The organism is Flavobacterium cerinum (assembly GCF_024496085.1).
Classification (GTDB): Bacteria; Bacteroidota; Bacteroidia; order Flavobacteriales; family Flavobacteriaceae; genus Flavobacterium; species Flavobacterium cerinum_A.
Genome location: NZ_CP101751.1, coordinates 2,604,108 through 2,620,588, shown reverse-complemented (window position 1 = coordinate 2,620,588; position 16,481 = coordinate 2,604,108). Strand labels below are relative to the sequence as shown.

Annotated in this window: 16 protein-coding genes; 3 read left to right on the top strand and 13 right to left on the bottom strand. The window is 37.4% G+C overall.

The genetic code is table 11. The features are described from left to right. Positions 1-74: 74 nt before the first annotated feature. The 3 genes from NOX80_RS11750 to NOX80_RS11740 are packed head-to-tail and all read right to left on the bottom strand — an operon-like array spanning position 75 to position 1,912. Complete coding sequence (locus tag NOX80_RS11750) at positions 75-794, bottom strand: LytR/AlgR family response regulator transcription factor (RefSeq protein WP_256549979.1); 720 nt, start codon at positions 792-794, stop codon at positions 75-77. Beyond that, on the bottom strand, positions 763-1,509 hold the full coding sequence (locus NOX80_RS11745; protein WP_256549978.1) for a histidine kinase: 747 nt from the start codon (positions 1,507-1,509) through the stop codon (positions 763-765). The genes NOX80_RS11750 and NOX80_RS11745 overlap by 32 nt, the downstream gene beginning before the upstream one ends. A 13-nt stretch (positions 1,510-1,522) precedes the next feature. Then, on the bottom strand, positions 1,523-1,912 hold the full coding sequence (locus NOX80_RS11740; protein WP_256549977.1) for a rhodanese-like domain-containing protein: 390 nt from the start codon (positions 1,910-1,912) through the stop codon (positions 1,523-1,525). A gap of 132 nt (positions 1,913-2,044) precedes the next feature. On the opposite strand from NOX80_RS11740, the gene hemN reads away from it, so the two are divergent. Together hemN and NOX80_RS11730 are read left to right on the top strand one after the other, a co-directional pair. Then, positions 2,045-3,406 carry an oxygen-independent coproporphyrinogen III oxidase gene (gene hemN, locus NOX80_RS11735; protein WP_256549976.1) on the top strand — a complete coding sequence of 454 codons (1,362 nt, stop codon included), beginning with the start codon at positions 2,045-2,047 and terminating at the stop codon, positions 3,404-3,406. Between the two features lie 177 nt (positions 3,407-3,583). Continuing rightward, positions 3,584-4,159, top strand: a complete 576-nt coding sequence (locus tag NOX80_RS11730) for a uracil-DNA glycosylase family protein (protein ID WP_256549975.1) — start codon at positions 3,584-3,586, stop codon at positions 4,157-4,159. On the opposite strand, the gene NOX80_RS11725 is transcribed toward NOX80_RS11730, so the two are convergent. From NOX80_RS11725 to NOX80_RS11690, 8 genes are all read right to left on the bottom strand, one after another. Continuing rightward, a complete protein-coding gene (locus NOX80_RS11725; RefSeq protein ID WP_256549974.1) occupies positions 4,156-4,857 on the bottom strand; it encodes a sulfite exporter TauE/SafE family protein in 702 nt (233 codons plus the stop codon). The two genes, NOX80_RS11730 and NOX80_RS11725, sit on opposite strands and share 4 nt — an antisense overlap. Positions 4,858-4,936: 79 nt before the next feature. Then, positions 4,937-5,383, bottom strand: a complete 447-nt coding sequence (locus NOX80_RS11720) for a FixH family protein (RefSeq protein WP_256549973.1) — start codon at positions 5,381-5,383, stop codon at positions 4,937-4,939. A 31-nt stretch (positions 5,384-5,414) separates the two neighbouring features. After that, entirely contained in the window at positions 5,415-6,833 is a 1,419-nt protein-coding gene (ccoG, locus tag NOX80_RS11715; protein WP_256549972.1) for a cytochrome c oxidase accessory protein CcoG, read from the bottom strand. 45 nt (positions 6,834-6,878) lie between these two features. After that, positions 6,879-7,823, bottom strand: coding sequence for a cbb3-type cytochrome c oxidase N-terminal domain-containing protein (locus NOX80_RS11710; RefSeq protein WP_256549971.1), 945 nt, complete (start codon positions 7,821-7,823; stop codon positions 6,879-6,881). 11 nt (positions 7,824-7,834) lie between these two features. Then, a complete protein-coding gene (locus tag NOX80_RS11705; protein WP_256549970.1) occupies positions 7,835-8,023 on the bottom strand; it encodes a CcoQ/FixQ family Cbb3-type cytochrome c oxidase assembly chaperone in 189 nt (62 codons plus the stop codon). Positions 8,024-8,029: 6 nt separating this feature from the next. Further along, the gene (ccoN, locus tag NOX80_RS11700; RefSeq protein WP_256549969.1) at positions 8,030-10,225 is read right to left on the bottom strand and encodes a cytochrome-c oxidase, cbb3-type subunit I; all 2,196 of its coding nucleotides are present in this window, start codon (positions 10,223-10,225) and stop codon (positions 8,030-8,032) included. Positions 10,226-10,227: 2 nt separating this feature from the next. Next, a complete protein-coding gene (gene ccoS / locus NOX80_RS11695; RefSeq protein WP_256549968.1) occupies positions 10,228-10,419 on the bottom strand; it encodes a cbb3-type cytochrome oxidase assembly protein CcoS in 192 nt (63 codons plus the stop codon). A gap of 121 nt (positions 10,420-10,540) precedes the next feature. Further along, positions 10,541-12,925 (bottom strand): heavy metal translocating P-type ATPase, encoded by a 2,385-nt coding sequence (locus NOX80_RS11690; protein WP_256549967.1) that lies wholly within the window; start codon positions 12,923-12,925, stop codon positions 10,541-10,543. 106 nt (positions 12,926-13,031) lie between these two features. Between NOX80_RS11690 and NOX80_RS11685 the strand changes: the two genes are divergently transcribed. Further along, the gene (locus NOX80_RS11685) at positions 13,032-13,712 is read left to right on the top strand and encodes a Crp/Fnr family transcriptional regulator (protein ID WP_256553007.1); all 681 of its coding nucleotides are present in this window, start codon (positions 13,032-13,034) and stop codon (positions 13,710-13,712) included. A gap of 33 nt (positions 13,713-13,745) precedes the next feature. Here NOX80_RS11685 and NOX80_RS11680 read toward each other — a convergent pair whose 3' ends face one another. Together NOX80_RS11680 and NOX80_RS11675 are read right to left on the bottom strand one after the other, a co-directional pair. After that, a complete protein-coding gene (locus NOX80_RS11680; protein ID WP_256549966.1) occupies positions 13,746-14,684 on the bottom strand; it encodes an NAD(P)H-dependent flavin oxidoreductase in 939 nt (312 codons plus the stop codon). A 38-nt stretch (positions 14,685-14,722) separates the two neighbouring features. Beyond that, a complete protein-coding gene (locus NOX80_RS11675) occupies positions 14,723-16,354 on the bottom strand; it encodes a S8 family serine peptidase (protein ID WP_256549965.1) in 1,632 nt (543 codons plus the stop codon). Between the last annotated feature and the right edge of the window lie 127 nt (positions 16,355-16,481).

Below are 16,481 nucleotides of genomic sequence, written 5' to 3'. Positions count from 1 at the left end.
ACTTTTGTAAAAAAACGAAACCGTAATATTAAAAACGCCTCTTGTAACGAAGCCGAAAAAATTTGTAACGAAAGTTACAGCTTGACTTTTTCTACAAATTCCGGGCGATAACTTTCACTTAAACCAAAGTTATACGGCTTCCCGTTTGGCATCATAATATTAGCCGTAATCTCATCGTGCGAATAAAACTGAATATTCTTAATCGCTAATGCTTCTTTCTTATTGATCCGGCAAAATTCTTCTGCCGGCAATTGTTTTAACAGCTTATCAAACGAATAGTTTTTGGCTACAAAATTGGTCAGATCCTGTAAATAGATCACTTTATCCCGGCTATCCGTTTCAGCTGATTTGATAAAAAATATCTGATCAATAGAAAGTATCGTTTTTCCTTTATCCGTATTTAATTGCAAATGTTTACGAACCACTTTATTGTTTTCAAATCGCTTCAGTGCTTTTTGAATGGCTTGTTGCAATCGTTCTTTTTTAATTGGTTTTACGACATAATCAATTGCATCGAGGTCGTACGCCTCCACTGCAAAATCTTTATAGGCTGTTGTAAAAATAATGGCTTTACCTTCCAGTAAATTCGCTACCTGTAATCCGTTTATTCCCGGCATTTCAATATCGGAAATCAGTAAATCAAAATCATGATCATTACATTCGGCAAGAAATGTTTCCGGATTATTAAATGCTTTGATCACTTCCAGTTCCGGAATTTGTTCACATAGCATTTTCAGGTAAGTTAATCCCGGTAGCTCATCATCAAGAAGCAAGCATTTGAGTTTTGTACTCACGTAAATCAATTTTTAATTGTGCAAAATAGACATCTCCGTCAACGTATTTGTCTAGTTTGTAATGGTTTTTATAAATAATTTTCAGCCTTTGTTCCAATGTTTCAGAACCGAGTCCGCTGTTCTCTTTTTTAAAAGCGCCTTTTCTGGATATTTTATTGGTTACCGTCATTGAAAACACATGTGCTTTGAACTCAATTACTACGGTAATAAAGGCATCTGCACTCTGTAAATCGGCATGTTTAAACGCATTTTCGATCAGATCAATTGAAATCAACGGCGCCATTAACTGTTGTTGATAAAGGCTATCATTTTCGTCGATTTTCTTTTTGATCGTCAGCGCAAAAAGCGGACTGATTTTAATTTTGTTGATTTCAATCAGATTTAAAGCAAACTCGATTTCTTCTTTCGGACTTACAAAACGTTTTCGGCTTTCATATAATATATAGTCCAATACATTCGACAGCTTGTCCATAGCAAAATACGTTTGATAAGCATGTGATTGAATGGAATTCAATATATTTTTAAACAAATGCGGATTGAGCTTGGACTCCAGTGTTTCCAGTTGCAGATGGTTGAATCGTTCTTCGAAATCGACATATTTCACCTGCATATATTTTTTTTCTTTTTCAAGCCAACGCAAGCGATACATCAGATACGATGCTAAACCTAATGTCAGCAAACATAAAAAGATCAATATATAATCCAGGTTTGTCATTTAGTTTTCGTTTTTATTTTTCAACCGGTTTTTTATTGTCATTCCAGGCATCGATACCGCCATCCAGTTCTACAATTTTTTTAAATCCTTTTTGCTGTAAAATTTCAACCGCTTCGGCACTTCTTCCGCCGGCTTTGCAATAAACATATACCGGTTTTGTTTTATCCAGTTTGTCTACTTCTTCACTAAAGTTTTTTTCGTAGATATGTAGGTTTTTTGCACCTTTCAAGTGTCCGGACTGGAATTCTTTCGGTGTACGAACATCAATTAGTTGTCCTTTATTTTCCGTTATTGTCTTTTCAAATCCGTTCGAATCTACCAATTGTGTGCCTTCTTTAACCTGTGACTGACATGCAGAAAAAAACAATACACAAAATAACAATTTAAAAATGTTCAGTTTCATAGTCTTTCTTTTAATGGCCTAAAAATACAAAAAATGTCCGGATTCCCGTCCATCGGTTTTCGGCATGATAAATATCATTTTTTAGTCCGTTAACGTCATTTAATTTTGTTTGTTGAAAATTAGTTTTAGGTTATGACAATTTCATTAGTACAAAAATACAATGTTCCCGGGCCGCGCTATACCAGCTATCCCACTGTTCCGTATTGGGACGATTCGCTTTTTTCTGCTGCTGCATGGCGCGATACCTATATTCGTTCTTTTAACGAAAGTAACACTGCTGAAGGAATCAGTTTGTATATTCATTTGCCGTTTTGTGAAAGTCTCTGTACTTTTTGCGGATGTCATAAACGTATTACCAAGCGTCATGATGTTGAGCATCCTTATATTAAGGCCGTACTGAAAGAATGGTTTCTGTATTGTGATTCTTTTCCGGAAACGCCCAATATACGGGAAATCCATTTAGGCGGCGGTACACCTACTTTTTTTTCACCGGAAAATCTCGAAATGCTGATTAACGGTATTTTTAGTCGGGCGAAACGTGCCGACAATTATGAATTCAGTTTTGAAGGTCATCCTAATAATACCACCCATGCTCATCTGGTTACGCTTTATAATTTGGGTTTTCGCCGGGTTAGTTTCGGTGTTCAGGATTATAGCCCGGAAGTTCAGAAGGCGATTCACCGCGAGCAACCTTTCCATAATGTTGCTAAGGTAACTTTTTGGGCTAAAGAAATCGGTTATACTTCAATTTCACATGATTTAGTATTCGGACTTCCGTTTCAGAAGCTTGAAGATGTAATTGATACTATCGAAAAAACAAAATCACTGGCTCCGCACCGACTGGCTTTTTACAGTTATGCGCATGTTCCGTGGATAAAAGGAAACGGGCAACGCGGTTTTAAGGATGAAGACGTTCCGAAAGATCGCAATAAAAGACAGCTTTATGAAGTGGGTAAAATGATTCTAGAGAAAAACGGATTTCATGAAATCGGTATGGATCATTTTGCTGTTGAAAACGACAGTATGTATGAGGCTTTTCAAAAAGGGAAGTTACATCGTAATTTTATGGGGTATACTTCTTCCCAAACCCAACTAATGATTGGTTTGGGTGTCTCTTCTATTAGTGATAGCTGGTATGCTTTTGCTCAGAATGAAAAAACACTGGAGGATTATTATGCCCGATTGGATAAAGAGGAACTACCTGTTTTTAAAGGCCATATATTGACTCCGGAAGACCTGATTATTCGCCGTCATATTCTAAATCTGATGTGTCAGTTTCAGACCGATTGGGATACAACAGTTCCATTCCCGGAAAAAGAGAATATTATTATTCAACTACAGGAAATGGAAAACGACGGATTGCTTCATATTTCAGAAAAAGGCATCCGAATAACAGAAAAAGGAAAGCCTTTTGTTCGTAATATCTGTATGGCCTTTGACTTGCGTTTAAAACGAAAAGCACCACAAACACAACTCTTTTCAATGACGATATAATTTATGTAAATCTCTTTCAAAAGGACAATATCGTTATTTTCTCCCCCTATATAGGCTGTTATTAATAACGGCCTATATTTTTTTGTGCCAAAAATATATTTCGGTATAGTAGAAGATACTTCCGGAAATGTTATTTTTATCTTTTAATCCGGTATTTCAGACTAATTCGTCATTCTTATGGATTTATTGTTAAACCAAATAAATGCCTGTACTTTATGTCAAGCTTCACTTCCCTATCCTCCCAAACCGATACTCGCTTTTAGTAATTCATCCCGAATTCTAATTGTCGGACAGGCTCCGGGTCGAAAGGCGCATGATAGCGGTATTCCGTGGAATGATGCCAGCGGAGAAGAGCTACGAAGATGGCTTGATGTAGATCGGTATCAGTTTTATGATCCTTCCCTATTTGGTATTGTCCCTATGGGATTTTGTTTTCCGGGAACCGGCAAATCGGGTGATTTACCTCCGAGACCGGAATGTGCTCCGACATGGCATCCGCAGATTTTGACTGAACTTACGAATATAAAGTTGATTTTATTGATCGGATTTTATGCACAATCCTATTATTTGAGAAGTAATTCTTATCGGACACTAACCGAAAATGTATTGCATTATAAGGAATTTTTACCCGATTATTTTCCGTTGGTTCATCCATCGCCGCGCAATCGCATCTGGCAAAAAAAGAATCCCTGGTTTGAAGAAGAAATTATTCCGGAGTTACGACAACAGGTTCGCGAGGCTTTGGTTCTTTAACCGCAATGTGCTTCCCCTCTTACGAATAAACTCATATTACCCGGAGAGATATACGGAATTCCTAATCCGAGACCTCTTAATATAAAGAGCATCCCGATGCATACCGCTACATAAGGAATCACTTTTCCTATTTTATTGCGAATAGGCAAGCTAATCCAATTGGAAAAATAAACAACCATGCTCATCATCGGGATCGTTCCCAGTCCGTATAATACCATATAGACTACTCCTAATGTTTCGTTTTGCATGGCTATAGCACCGAAGAGCGCCGCATAAACGAGTCCGCATGGCAGAAATCCGTTTAAAAGACCTATTGTAAAAAGCGCTTTATAGCTTTTCTTTTTAAACTGCTGACCAAGGCTACTTTTTACTTTTGAAATGATGCGGTAAACCGGTTTTGAAAAATTATAACGGGCGAGTATTTTTTCCGGAATCAAGACAATTGCGATCATCAGAATACCGGCAATAATGGACATTTGTTGTTGTAAACCGGCCAAATACAACCCTTTACCTAAAATACCAAAAACCAGTCCTAATGAAGCATAAGCCGTTAAACGACCACTATGATACAACAGGATCTGGATTACTTTTTTAGCCGGATTATTTCGGTCAACCGGCAACATCATGGCAATGGGTCCGCACATTCCGATACAATGCAGACTACTAACCAAACCGAATATAAAAGCAGACAGTAACATAATTGCTAATGATTAATTTAGTTTGTAGCCAGAAGACAACCAAAAAACTATAAAAAATCTTCTGACTACAAACCAAAAATTACAAATTGACTACTAGCTTGTTTAAATAGGCTTTTCCTTCATATTCCCAATCGATGGATATGTCCCAGCGACCGTCAACCAAATTTGTTTTAGGTATGAGCAAATTTGAAGCGGATAACGAGATCGGAACTTCGAAATCCAGTTTCTGGTTAGACGGTCTGTACAGGGACACTTTTCCTTTTATATTGGCTTTATTAAAACTTTCGGGAAAAGTAATTATAATACCTTCGGGTGCTGTGGACACGGTTACTTTTTCAGTTAAACCGGCCGCATTCTGTTCTTTATCGAGCTGTTGTTGAAAGCTCATTTCTTTTTTATAATATTCTTCTGTAACCATTTCGTGATCATAGTTTTTATCCGATTGTACTTTAAAAACAAAATACAGGATAAAAGTCATGAACAAGGCGAAAGCGATTACGATACTGGTTCCCCAATTTACTTTCATGGTGCGTTTTTTTTAATGGTTAGCAACGATTTTAATTAAAACTTCTCGGTCCTAAAAAATTAGTTGTTGTTGTTTCAATCAAATTGTCTCCGTCAAAGACTTCAATCGTTATTTTTGTTTTATCTCCTTTCAGAAAAGCCGGATGGATTTCAATAAACATCGTTCCTTGTGCCAATCCTTCTTTTTTGATTTGAAATTGCGGTTTTCCAACTACAATGATTTTTCCTTTTGGATCAACCAGTTTAAAATGTACCTTATCAAAATCTTTAACTGTCTTGTTCACTATTTTATAAGTAAATACATTACTGATATTTTCTCCTTTTCGTTCGTATAATTGTCCCGGTAATCGTAAAACGGTAGCTTCCACATCGTTTCTCAGAAATAACATTCCGACAAAAACTCCGGTCAGTATGACTAATACCGCTACATAACCTTTCATTCGGGCTGTGAAAACGAATTTTTCTTTTTTTACAATTTCATCTTCAGAAGCGTATCGAATCAGACCTTTCGGTAAGTTTACGCTTTCCATCATATGATCACATTCGTCGATACAAGCCGTACAATTGATACATTCCAATTGTGTTCCGTTTCGGATATCAATTCCTGTAGGACATACATTTACACATTGTTTACAGTCGATACAATCGCCTTTTCCCAATTGTGTACGATCTTCGTTTTTACGAAACCTGGCTCTACCGCTTTCGCCTTCTCCCCGAACATGGTCATAGGCCACAACAATTGATTTGTTATCCAGCAGAACACCTTGTAATCTTCCGTAAGGACAAGCGATAATACATACTTGTTCTCTAAGCCAGGCAAATACAAAATAGAATACCGCTGTAAAAATTAATAAGGCTAACAAAGTATTTGTATTGTGAAACGGTCCTTGCTTTACCATTTCCAGTACGTGATCACTTCCAACCAGATACGCCAGAAATACATTAGCAATTAAGAACGACATGATAAAGAATACTACCCATTTTAGCAGGCGTTTTCTAATTTTTTCGGCATTCCATTCCTGTTTCGCCAATCGCATTTGTGCGCCGCGATCACCGTCGATCCAGAATTCGATTCTTCTGAAAACCATTTCCATAAAAATCGTTTGCGGGCAAATCCATCCGCAGAAAATACGTCCGAAAGCAACTGTAAAGAGCGTAACAAATACAACACCTACAATCATGGAAATCACTACCAGGTGAAAATCCTGTGGCCAGAACGGGAATCCGAAAAAATTAAACTTCCGATCCAGCACATTGAACAACAGGAATTGATTCCCGTTAATTTTAATAAAAGGAGCTGAAAATAAGAAGGCTAACAGAAAATAGCTGACCAGCTTTCTTTTATCATAAAATTTCCCTTTTGGAATCTTCGGAAAGACCCAGGCTCTTTTCCCTTCTTTATCGATAGTTCCGATACTATCTCTAAAACTTTCATCGGGTAAATCAGACATGATATTTTTGATTTAGCCTCAGGGTTATGAACCCTGAGACATTGTTTAATTTAAGGTTACAGCAGCAGTTTTAAGACTATCTGCCGGTTTAGCTGCTTCCGTTGCCGGAGCACTGTCATCTTTCCATACATCTCCTTCCGGAGCTTTTCCTTCTTTTGGATTTGAACCTTGTAAGCTTAACACATAACTGGCCACTTTCTGAATGTCAGACGGTTTGATAATCGCTTTCCAGGATACCATTCCTTTTCCGTCACGACCACCTTCCATGATGGTATTGAATACATTTTTAATACCACCGCCTAATATCCAGTGATCATCCGTTAAGTTCGGTCCGATACCACCACCGCCGTCATTTCGGTGACATGCAATACAGTTAGTTTCAAAGATGGCTTTACCGGCGGCTAATGATGTAGCATCGGTTAACAATGTTACTTTTTCTTTATCCATTAAATCCGGAGCCGTTTTTTTGTATTCTTCCACTGCAATTTTGGCTTCAGCCATTTCTTTTTCAAATTCCGTAGTCTGATCGTCATAACCCAGAATATGGAATTTTACCAGATAAATAAAAGCGAAGGCAATACAAGCGTAGAAAAGATAAACCCACCAAGGCGGTAATACATTGTCCAATTCTTTAATTCCGTCATAATCGTGATCCATCATCAGTTCCCCTTCTTCTTCAATTTTACGGGAACGGGTCAGTTTTTGAAGTAACCCTTTTACAAACGGTGTTTCTGCCAGCGGAAGGTTCTCTTCTATTTCTTTCTGTTTACGTTGTTCTTCTGTTAACAGCGCATCCAGAACATTGTTCGTTGCTTTTAAAACGATTTCCATTGCGATCAGTACAAACAGGAACAACAATAAAATCAGTGATACGATAGGAAACTTGATAAAAGCGGGTCTGTCGCCGGAGTCGATAAAGAATTCCATCGCCATAAAGAAAAGGGCGAATAAAACCGGAATTCTAACATATACTGGAAAATACTTTTTCATACTTTTTACAATTATTGATTGTTGGCCATGTCCTGATCCTCAAAAGGGATATTACTCATTTCTGTGATTTTCTCTTTTTTGTATGTAAATACCCAAAAGTAGAGTCCTACAAAAAACAGGAAGAAAATAAGCAGTGAGATAATCGGATAGATTTCAATTCCTGAAATGGTATCCATATTGTGTTTGATGAACTTTAGCATAACAAATTAGTTTTTATTTTCCGCTACGTCTTTTACTTTAATATCGGTTCCCAGGCGTTGTAGATAAGCAATCAATGCTACAATTTCGCGATCCTGCATCGGTACGAAAGTTTCACCTTTTGCCGCAGCATTCTTTTTGCTTTCTTCATAACTTTTTACAAAGTCCGGATCGGCATGTAAATTCTTTTCGATTTTTTGAGCCTGATCTTTAATACTTTGTTGTGCATCGATAATTTCCTGATCGCTGTACGGTACTCCTAATTTTACCATCGCTCTCATTTTATCTTCTGTTTTCGAATAATCCATCGGTTTATTATCGAATAACCATTTATACCCCGGCATGATTGATCCGGCTGAAGTACTTTGCGGATCCCACATATGGTTAAAATGCCAGTTATCTGAATATTTTCCACCTACACGCATTAAGTCCGGTCCGGTTCTTTTTGATCCCCAAAGGAACGGGTGATCGTATACATATTCTCCGGATTTAGAGTATTCTCCGTAGCGTTCTACTTCAGATCGGAACGGACGAACCATTTGCGAGTGACATCCCACACATCCTTCACGGATATATAAATCACGTCCTTCTAATTCCAATGGTGTATACGGTTTTACACTTGTAATTGTCGGTATATTGGATTTTACAACCAACGTTGGAATAATCTGCACAATACCTCCTATCAGAATGGCAATCGTAGCGAGAACGGTTAACTGGATCGGTTTTCTTTCCAACCATCCGTGGAATTTTTCACCTTTTAAACGTCCGCTTGATATTCTTTGCAGTTCCGGAGCTTCAGCCAATTCATCTTCAATTTTCTGACCTACTTTAACTGTCATTATGATGTTATAAACCAATACAAATAAACCGATTACAAACAATGTTCCTCCGATTGCTCTCATGGCATACATCGGCATAATTTCTTTTACAGTTTCCAGGAAGTTACCGTATACCAATGAACCGTCCGGATTAAACTGTTTCCACATTTGCGCCTGAACAAACCCGGCTACATATAACGGTAAGGCATATAAAATGATACCTAAAGTTCCGATCCAGAAATGGAAATTGGCCAGTTTAGTTGAATATAACTTTGTTTTGGTCATTCGCGGGATCAACCAATAGATCATACCGAAGGTCATAAAACCATTCCATGCCAGAGCTCCAACGTGAACGTGTGCTACGATCCAATCAGTAAAGTGAGCGATTGCATTTACATTTTTAAGCGATAACATCGGACCTTCAAAAGTGGCCATACCATAACCGGTAATGGCTACAACGAAGAATTTTAAAACCGGTTCTGTTCTTACTTTATCCCAAACACCTCGTAAGGTTAGCAATCCGTTAATCATACCACCCCATGAAGGAGCAATCAGCATTACGGAGAAAACTACTCCTAAGTTTTGTGCCCAATCGGGTAAAGCCGTATATAATAAGTGGTGTGGACCTGCCCAGATATAAAGGAAGATCAGTGACCAAAAGTGAATAATCGATAATCGGTAGGAATAAACCGGACGGTTGGCCGCTTTCGGAACGAAGTAATACATTAGTCCCAGGAACGGTGTAGTCAGGAAGAAAGCCACCGCATTATGTCCGTACCACCATTGTACCAGTGCATCCTGAACTCCGGCGTATACCGAATAACTTTTCATTGCACTAACCGGTAATTCCAAACTATTAAAGATATGCAGCACTGCAACGGTCACAAATGTTGCCAGATAAAACCAGATTGCGACATATAAATGGCGCTCCCTTCTTCGCAAAATGGTCATTATCATATTAATACCAAATACTACCCAAATAATTGCAATGGCAATATCTATGGGCCATTCCAGCTCTGCATATTCTTTAGAAGTTGTATATCCTAACGGTAAACTTATGGCAGCCGCAACGATAATTAATTGCCAACCCCAGAAGTTGATGTTACTTAATACATCACTGTACATTCTGGTTTTCAATAATCGCTGTAAAGAATAATAAACCCCGGCAAAGATGGCATTACCAACAAAGGCGAAAATAACTGCGTTTGTATGTAACGGTCTTAAACGTCCGTAACTTAACCAGGAAATACCATCGGTTAAATTCGGAAATAGGTACATCGTAGCTACAAGGAGCCCGACGAGCATTCCCACTACCCCAAAAACGATTGAAGCGTAGAGGAATTTCTTTACAATTTTGTTGTCGTAATAAAATTGTTGCACTTCCATAATTAGTTTTGTTTTTCTGTTTTTGTTTCTGATTTATTCTTGTTGTTCTTTTGAAGCTCATCATCGAAAAGCATTCGGACCGATGGTGTATAATCATCGTCAAACTGGCCACTTCTGACTGCTTTTATAAAGACATACAGAAATAGTGCAGCAACAACAATACTGATGGAGATTAAAATGTAAATGACACTCATACCTTAAAATTGTGTTAAACAAAATTACTTTAGCCATTCCTTAAAAAACATGACATTTATCATGTATCGGAATATATTTCAATATTTTAAAATACTGTAAAACAATGATTTAAAACAAAAATTATCTTTTAAAATCTTTTCGGGCGTAGAGATTACTCATAACCGTTACAAAGCTGACAATCGTGATCGTGCTTAACGGCATAATAATAGCGGCTACAAGTGGCGAAAGATTGCCGGAAACTGCAAAACTCAGCCCTACTACATTATAAAGGAGCGACAATCCGAAACTCATCATAATCGTTTTCATGGCATTGTGAGCGTAATTCAGAAAATAACTGATTTTTGAAAACTGACCGGCATCCAGTATTCCGTCGCAAGCCGGAGAAAAGACATTTACATTTTCTGAAATTGAAATTCCGACATTACTTTGCACCAATGCTCCTGCATCATTCAATCCGTCACCGATCATCATTACATTATTACCCTGCTCCTGCAATGTTCGGATATAAGTCAGTTTTTGTTCCGGTTTCTGATTAAAGACCAGTGTTGTTCCCGGTGGCAGCAATTTTGTCAGGTTTTCTTTTTCTCCTTCATTATCACCCGAAAGAACCGTCAACTTATAGTTACGTCCCAAACGTTTGAATAACTGTTGCAAACCGTCACGATACTGATTGTCGAATGAAAATTTTCCTTTGTAAATCCCGTCAATGCTGACATATACACTTGTTTGTTCTGATTTTTTCAATTCAGTCAGATTAATAAATGTAGCCGATCCGAGACGAATTTCCTGTTGTCCTATTATAGCACGAATTCCTTTTCCGGTTATTTCTTCAAACTCCCGGACTTCCAAAGTTTCCGTTGCCGGTAGAAAATCATATAACCTTCTGCTTAACGGGTGATTGGAAGCGCGTAAAACATTTTTCAGTTTATCAATTTCCTTTTCCCGAAGCGGTGTTCCTTCATAAGCAATCGCCGATTTTTTATTGGATGTAATCGTTCCTGTTTTGTCGAATACAATCGTATCGACCTTAGCCATTTGTTCGATTACCGTTGCATTTTTCAGGTATAATTTTCGATTGCCCATAATCCGAAGTACATTTCCCAATGTAAAAGGAGCTGTAAGTGCCAATGCACACGGACAGGCTACAATTAATATTGCTGTAAATACATTAAAAGCCGTATTGGTATCAATAAAGATCCAGTAACCAAAGGAGACAAAAGCTAGTAGTAATAAAGCCGGAGTAAAATAACGACTGACCGAATCAGTAATGGTTTTGTACTTTAAATCCGTTTTTTTCTGGAAAACCTCATTACTCCATAATTGCGTCAGGTAACTTTGTGAAACGGTCTGTAATACCTCCATTTCGATTACTTTACCGATTTGTTTTCCGCCGGCAAAGATTTTATCTCCCGATTTCTTAGCAATCGGCACTTCTTCTCCGGTTACAAAACTGTAGTCGATATAGGCGTTTTCGGAAATCAGTATCCCATCGACCGGTATTAATTCCTGATTGCGAATTAATAGACGATCTCCTTTTCCAACGTCATAAACCTGCGTCGCTTCTTCTTTTCCATCTTTGTTAATTTTGGTAACAGCAATAGGAAAATAAGATTTATAGTCACGTTCGAATGATAAAAAGTTATACGTTTTTTGTTGGAAGAGTTTACCAAGCAGCATAAAGAAGATCAAACCACACATACTGTCGAAAAAGCCTTGTCCGTAATCAAAAACGATATCAACAGTACTTCTGACAAACATTACGATAATCCCCAATGCAATCGGGATATCAATGCTTAACATTTTAGATTGAATACTTTTCCAGGCTGACACATAATAGCCCCATCCGGAGTAGAAAAATGCGGGAAGTGAAAGGGCAAAAATCAACCAACGGAAAAAATCTTTATATTGATCAATCCAATATTCTCCGACCTCAAAATATTCAGGAAAAGACAGGAGCATTATATTTCCAAAACAAAAAAACGCTACCCCAATTTTGTAAATTAAACTCCTGTCGACGGTTTTCCTGATCCCTTCATAATTTTCAAGGCTTATATACGGTTCATATCCGATTGAATTGAGAAGCAATACAATCGATTTCAGATTTGTGATTTGCGGATCATAGGTGATCCGTACTTTTTTCCGGGAAAAGTTTACTTGTGATAAACTAATTCCTTTTTGCAATTTTTGCAGGTTTTCCAATATCCAGATACAGGAACTGCAATGTATATGGGGAATATAAAGGGAAACAATGTGAATGTTTTCTTCTTCAAATTCCAATAGTTTAGAAATGATTTCCTGCTTATCCAGAAAATCATATTTTCCGAGTACTTCCTGTGGTGTTGCACCCGGTGCTTTTTCGAAATCGTAATAACAGGTCAGGTCATTTTGGCTGAAAATTTCATATACCGTTTTACAACCCAGACAGCAGAATGACTTCTCTTCAAAAAGGATTTCTTCTGTTTTTACAATATCGTTACCACAATGGAAACAATTTTGCGTATTCATAATTTGCTCATTTTACCTTTGACAAAGGTTGGAATTCGCCTATAGATAAAATATGATATTTGTCATACTTTTGGTATATTTGTATTGGATTGTTAAGGATCGTTATATGGGTAAATGTGAACAATGTATCGTTAGAGAATTCAGCTCTCTTAAGGCCTTGAATAAAGAGGAATTGCTTAAGATTGCTGGTTGTAAGACTTCATACACCATTAAAAAAGGAGAACCTATTTTTGAGGAAGGCGAAATTACCAATGGTATTTATTGCGTAAAAGATGGTGTTTGTAAATTATCCAAACTGAGCCAAAACGGTAAAGATCAGATTGTAAAACTGGTAAAACCCGGAGAACTTTTAGGTCAGCGTTCGATGATTAGTGACGAACCGGCTAACTTAAGTGCTATTGCTTTGGAAGATATGCAGGTTTGTTTTATTCCGAAAAGTGAAATTCTTGCTTTTTTCAACAATAACAATCAGTTTTCAATGAATGTTATGAAAACGATTTGCGGTGATTTAAAAGAAGCTGATGATCATATGGTTTCGATGGCACAGAAAAGCGTTAAAGAGCGTTTAGCTGAAACTTTATTATATCTTCACGATACCTTTGGCGTTAATCCCGACGAAACATTAAAAATTCAACTATCCCGTGAAGAATTGAGTAGTATTATCGGTACGGCAACCGAAAGTTGCATTCGATTATTATCCGATTTTAATAAGAGTGGTCTGATTACCTTAACCGGAAAAAAAATAAGTCTGAAAGATAAAAATCAACTGCGAAAGATGGCAGAATAACATAAAAAAACGGCTTCAATGAAGCCGTTTTTTTTATAATGTTGCAACTTGTTTTTTTACTGCTTCAAACTCTTCTATCACATTGGTGACAATTTCCGAAACCGGTTTTATATCGTGAATCAGTCCGGCAATTTGTCCGATTTCCAGTTCACCGTCTTCCAGATCACCTTCAAACATACCTCGTTTGGCACGGGCTCTTCCTAATAATGCTTTTAGTTCTTCCGGAGTAGGACATTGCGTATATAAAGTCTGTACTTCTTCGTAAAATTTATTTTTAATTAATCGAACCGGTGCCAGTTCTTTTAATGTTAATTGGGTATCCCCTTCTTTTACTTTTAGTATTGTCTGTTTAAAGTTATCGTGAGAAGAACTTTCTTCCGATGCTGCAAAACGAGATCCCATTTGTACACCATCCGCTCCTAAAACCATAGCAGCCAGCATTCCTCTTCCGGTAGCAATTCCACCGGCAGCGATTAACGGAATCGTAATTTGCTCTCTAACCATCGGAATCAATGTTAGGGTCGTCGTTTCTTCTCTACCGTTATGACCTCCGGCTTCAAAGCCTTCTGCTACAATAGCATCAACACCTGCTTCCTGTGCCTTTAAAGCAAATTTGGAGCTACTCACAACGTGAACCACCGTAATTCCTTTTTCTTTTAAAAAAGCGGTCCAGGTTTTCGGATTTCCGGCTGACGTAAAAACAATTTTTACACCTTCCGCTACGATTATATCCATAATCTCTTCAATGTTCGGATATAGCATCGGAACATTTACACCAAAAGGTTTATCAGTTGCTTTTTTACATTTCTGAATGTGTTCCCGCAATACTTCAGGATACATTGATCCGGCTCCGATTAATCCAAGTCCGCCGGCATTACTAACGGCACTGGCTAATTTATATCCGCTGTTCCAGATCATTCCACCTTGAACAATCGGATACTGGATATTAAAAAGTTCTGTTATTCTGTTCATTCTATTGTAGTATTATTTTCTAAATATTCTGGTTCGTTTTATTTTTTAATAATCTTACCGGAAAAAGTTCTTTCATCAGAAACAATCGTATACAGATAAAGTCCTGATTCCAGATTTTCCATTGAAACTGTTGTTTCTTCTAATCCGGTGAGCTGTTGTCGAATTATTTCCTGTCCCACATTATTATATAACAGGAAAACAGTATTCTTATTTCCCGACGTTCTAATCGTAATTAGAGCATCAGTAGGATTCGGATATAATTTAAATTCGTTTAGCGTATACGTATGGGTTGCCAGTACTTGTTCCTCTATAGCTTTATAAAAATCCGGAATACCATATCCATAAAAATTATTCGGATTCTGATAACGATCTGCCGACTCTTTTACAAGCGCAACAATCTCTTTATTTGTTTTGCCGGGTAATGCTTGCCATAAACAAGCGATCAAACCAGCCACAGTCGGAGCTGAAAAAGAAGTGCCGTTTTTACTATCTGTAGCTTCAGTACCGTTTATTACCTGAACTCCAAAGCCCAATGCCATTACATCCGGTTTTAATCTTCCGTCTGAAGTTGGTCCATACGAGCTAAAATTCAACCTTTGTTTTATCGAATTAACGGCTCCAACAGACAATACACCGGCAACATCAGCCGGAGCTGTGATAAATTTCCATTCTGAATTTCCTAAATCTCCCGCAGATGCGACTACAATCATTCCTGTTTTGGTTGCCATCTCCGCACCACGTGAAATAAAGGTCGTTTTACCATCCATATTCTGATCGGTATAATCATAAGCCGGATTATCAAATTTATAATGTCCCAGAGAAGCATTAATTATATCGACTCCTAAACTATCGGATTTTTCAGCAGCTTCTACCCAAAGACTTTCTTCAATCGGATTTTTAACATCTTTAATTTCTGTAGTAAACAAATAGTAAGACGCATCCGGAGCAGTACCGTTAAATCTATTTTCTATATGGGCAGCCATTGTAGACAACACCATTGTTCCATGATCGGATACTCCATAAACATTTTCACTTCGGGTCACAAAGTTATAACTCCCTTTAATTTTATTGTTATCCCGTATCCTTTTAAACGGGTCATCGGTATCAACACCAACAAATCCGGAATCAGTAACTGCAATCATTTTTCCATTACCTGTATATCCTTCCTGATGCAACAAATGTCCGTTTAACATTTGTATTTGAGTATCTGTTAATTCCTGACTCTGAAAATCGGATTGTACGGCTGCTAATTTAGTAAATACCGCTTTATTATTGTCTTTGTGAGCGGATACAATTCCACCATCTGTATTTAAGCTTTTATTTGCAAAATCAATACGTTCAACACATGTTAACTGGCTCAATTCTTTAATACTCATTTCAGCACCTCTGATGTGTAATGCATTCAGCCATTTGGATTTTGCCATTACAGTAATCCCAATTCTGTCCGTAATTTGTTTTACATAGGGTTGGTAAACCGGAACATCACGATCTTCAAGGGCTATATTCTGCGCTATTCTTCTGTTTAACGCTCTTTGCGATAACATCAACAAAGGATTGTTTAAAAAATGTTGGGAATCCGGTTTATCTTTAAAATACACCCAGGCATCTTCCTGTGAGAATACTATTCCTTGTGTCAAAACCAATAATAACGTAAAAAATCTTTTCATCATTTATTCTTAAAAAGTTATTTTACGATATTAGTTTAAAACTGTTAATTTCTTTGATTATCTGATAGGACATTCTAACCAGCACTTCAGTCAAATATTACAAAAAATACTGATATAGAATATGTTATTC

Bases quoted from the DNA above. Each gene is read 5' to 3' on its own strand.
- NOX80_RS11690 (WP_256549967.1), bottom strand. From the start codon at position 12,925: ATGAATACGCAAAATTGTTTCCATTGTGGTAACGATATTGTAAAAACA.
- ccoN (WP_256549969.1), bottom strand. From the start codon at position 10,225: ATGGAAGTGCAACAATTTTATTACGACAACAAAATTGTAAAGAAATTC.
- NOX80_RS11685 (WP_256553007.1), top strand. From the start codon at position 13,032: ATGGGTAAATGTGAACAATGTATCGTTAGAGAATTCAGCTCTCTTAAG.
- NOX80_RS11680 (WP_256549966.1), bottom strand. From the start codon at position 14,684: ATGAACAGAATAACAGAACTTTTTAATATCCAGTATCCGATTGTTCAA.
- ccoG (WP_256549972.1), bottom strand. From the start codon at position 6,833: ATGTCTGATTTACCCGATGAAAGTTTTAGAGATAGTATCGGAACTATC.
- NOX80_RS11730 (WP_256549975.1), top strand. From the start codon at position 3,584: ATGGATTTATTGTTAAACCAAATAAATGCCTGTACTTTATGTCAAGCT.
- NOX80_RS11705 (WP_256549970.1), bottom strand. From the start codon at position 8,023: ATGCTAAAGTTCATCAAACACAATATGGATACCATTTCAGGAATTGAA.
- hemN (WP_256549976.1), top strand. From the start codon at position 2,045: ATGACAATTTCATTAGTACAAAAATACAATGTTCCCGGGCCGCGCTAT.
- NOX80_RS11745 (WP_256549978.1), bottom strand. From the start codon at position 1,509: ATGACAAACCTGGATTATATATTGATCTTTTTATGTTTGCTGACATTA.
- NOX80_RS11740 (WP_256549977.1), bottom strand. From the start codon at position 1,912: ATGAAACTGAACATTTTTAAATTGTTATTTTGTGTATTGTTTTTTTCT.
- NOX80_RS11675 (WP_256549965.1), bottom strand. From the start codon at position 16,354: ATGATGAAAAGATTTTTTACGTTATTATTGGTTTTGACACAAGGAATA.
- ccoS (WP_256549968.1), bottom strand. From the start codon at position 10,419: ATGAGTGTCATTTACATTTTAATCTCCATCAGTATTGTTGTTGCTGCA.
- NOX80_RS11720 (WP_256549973.1), bottom strand. From the start codon at position 5,383: ATGAAAGTAAATTGGGGAACCAGTATCGTAATCGCTTTCGCCTTGTTC.
- NOX80_RS11725 (WP_256549974.1), bottom strand. From the start codon at position 4,857: ATGTTACTGTCTGCTTTTATATTCGGTTTGGTTAGTAGTCTGCATTGT.
- NOX80_RS11710 (WP_256549971.1), bottom strand. From the start codon at position 7,823: ATGAAAAAGTATTTTCCAGTATATGTTAGAATTCCGGTTTTATTCGCC.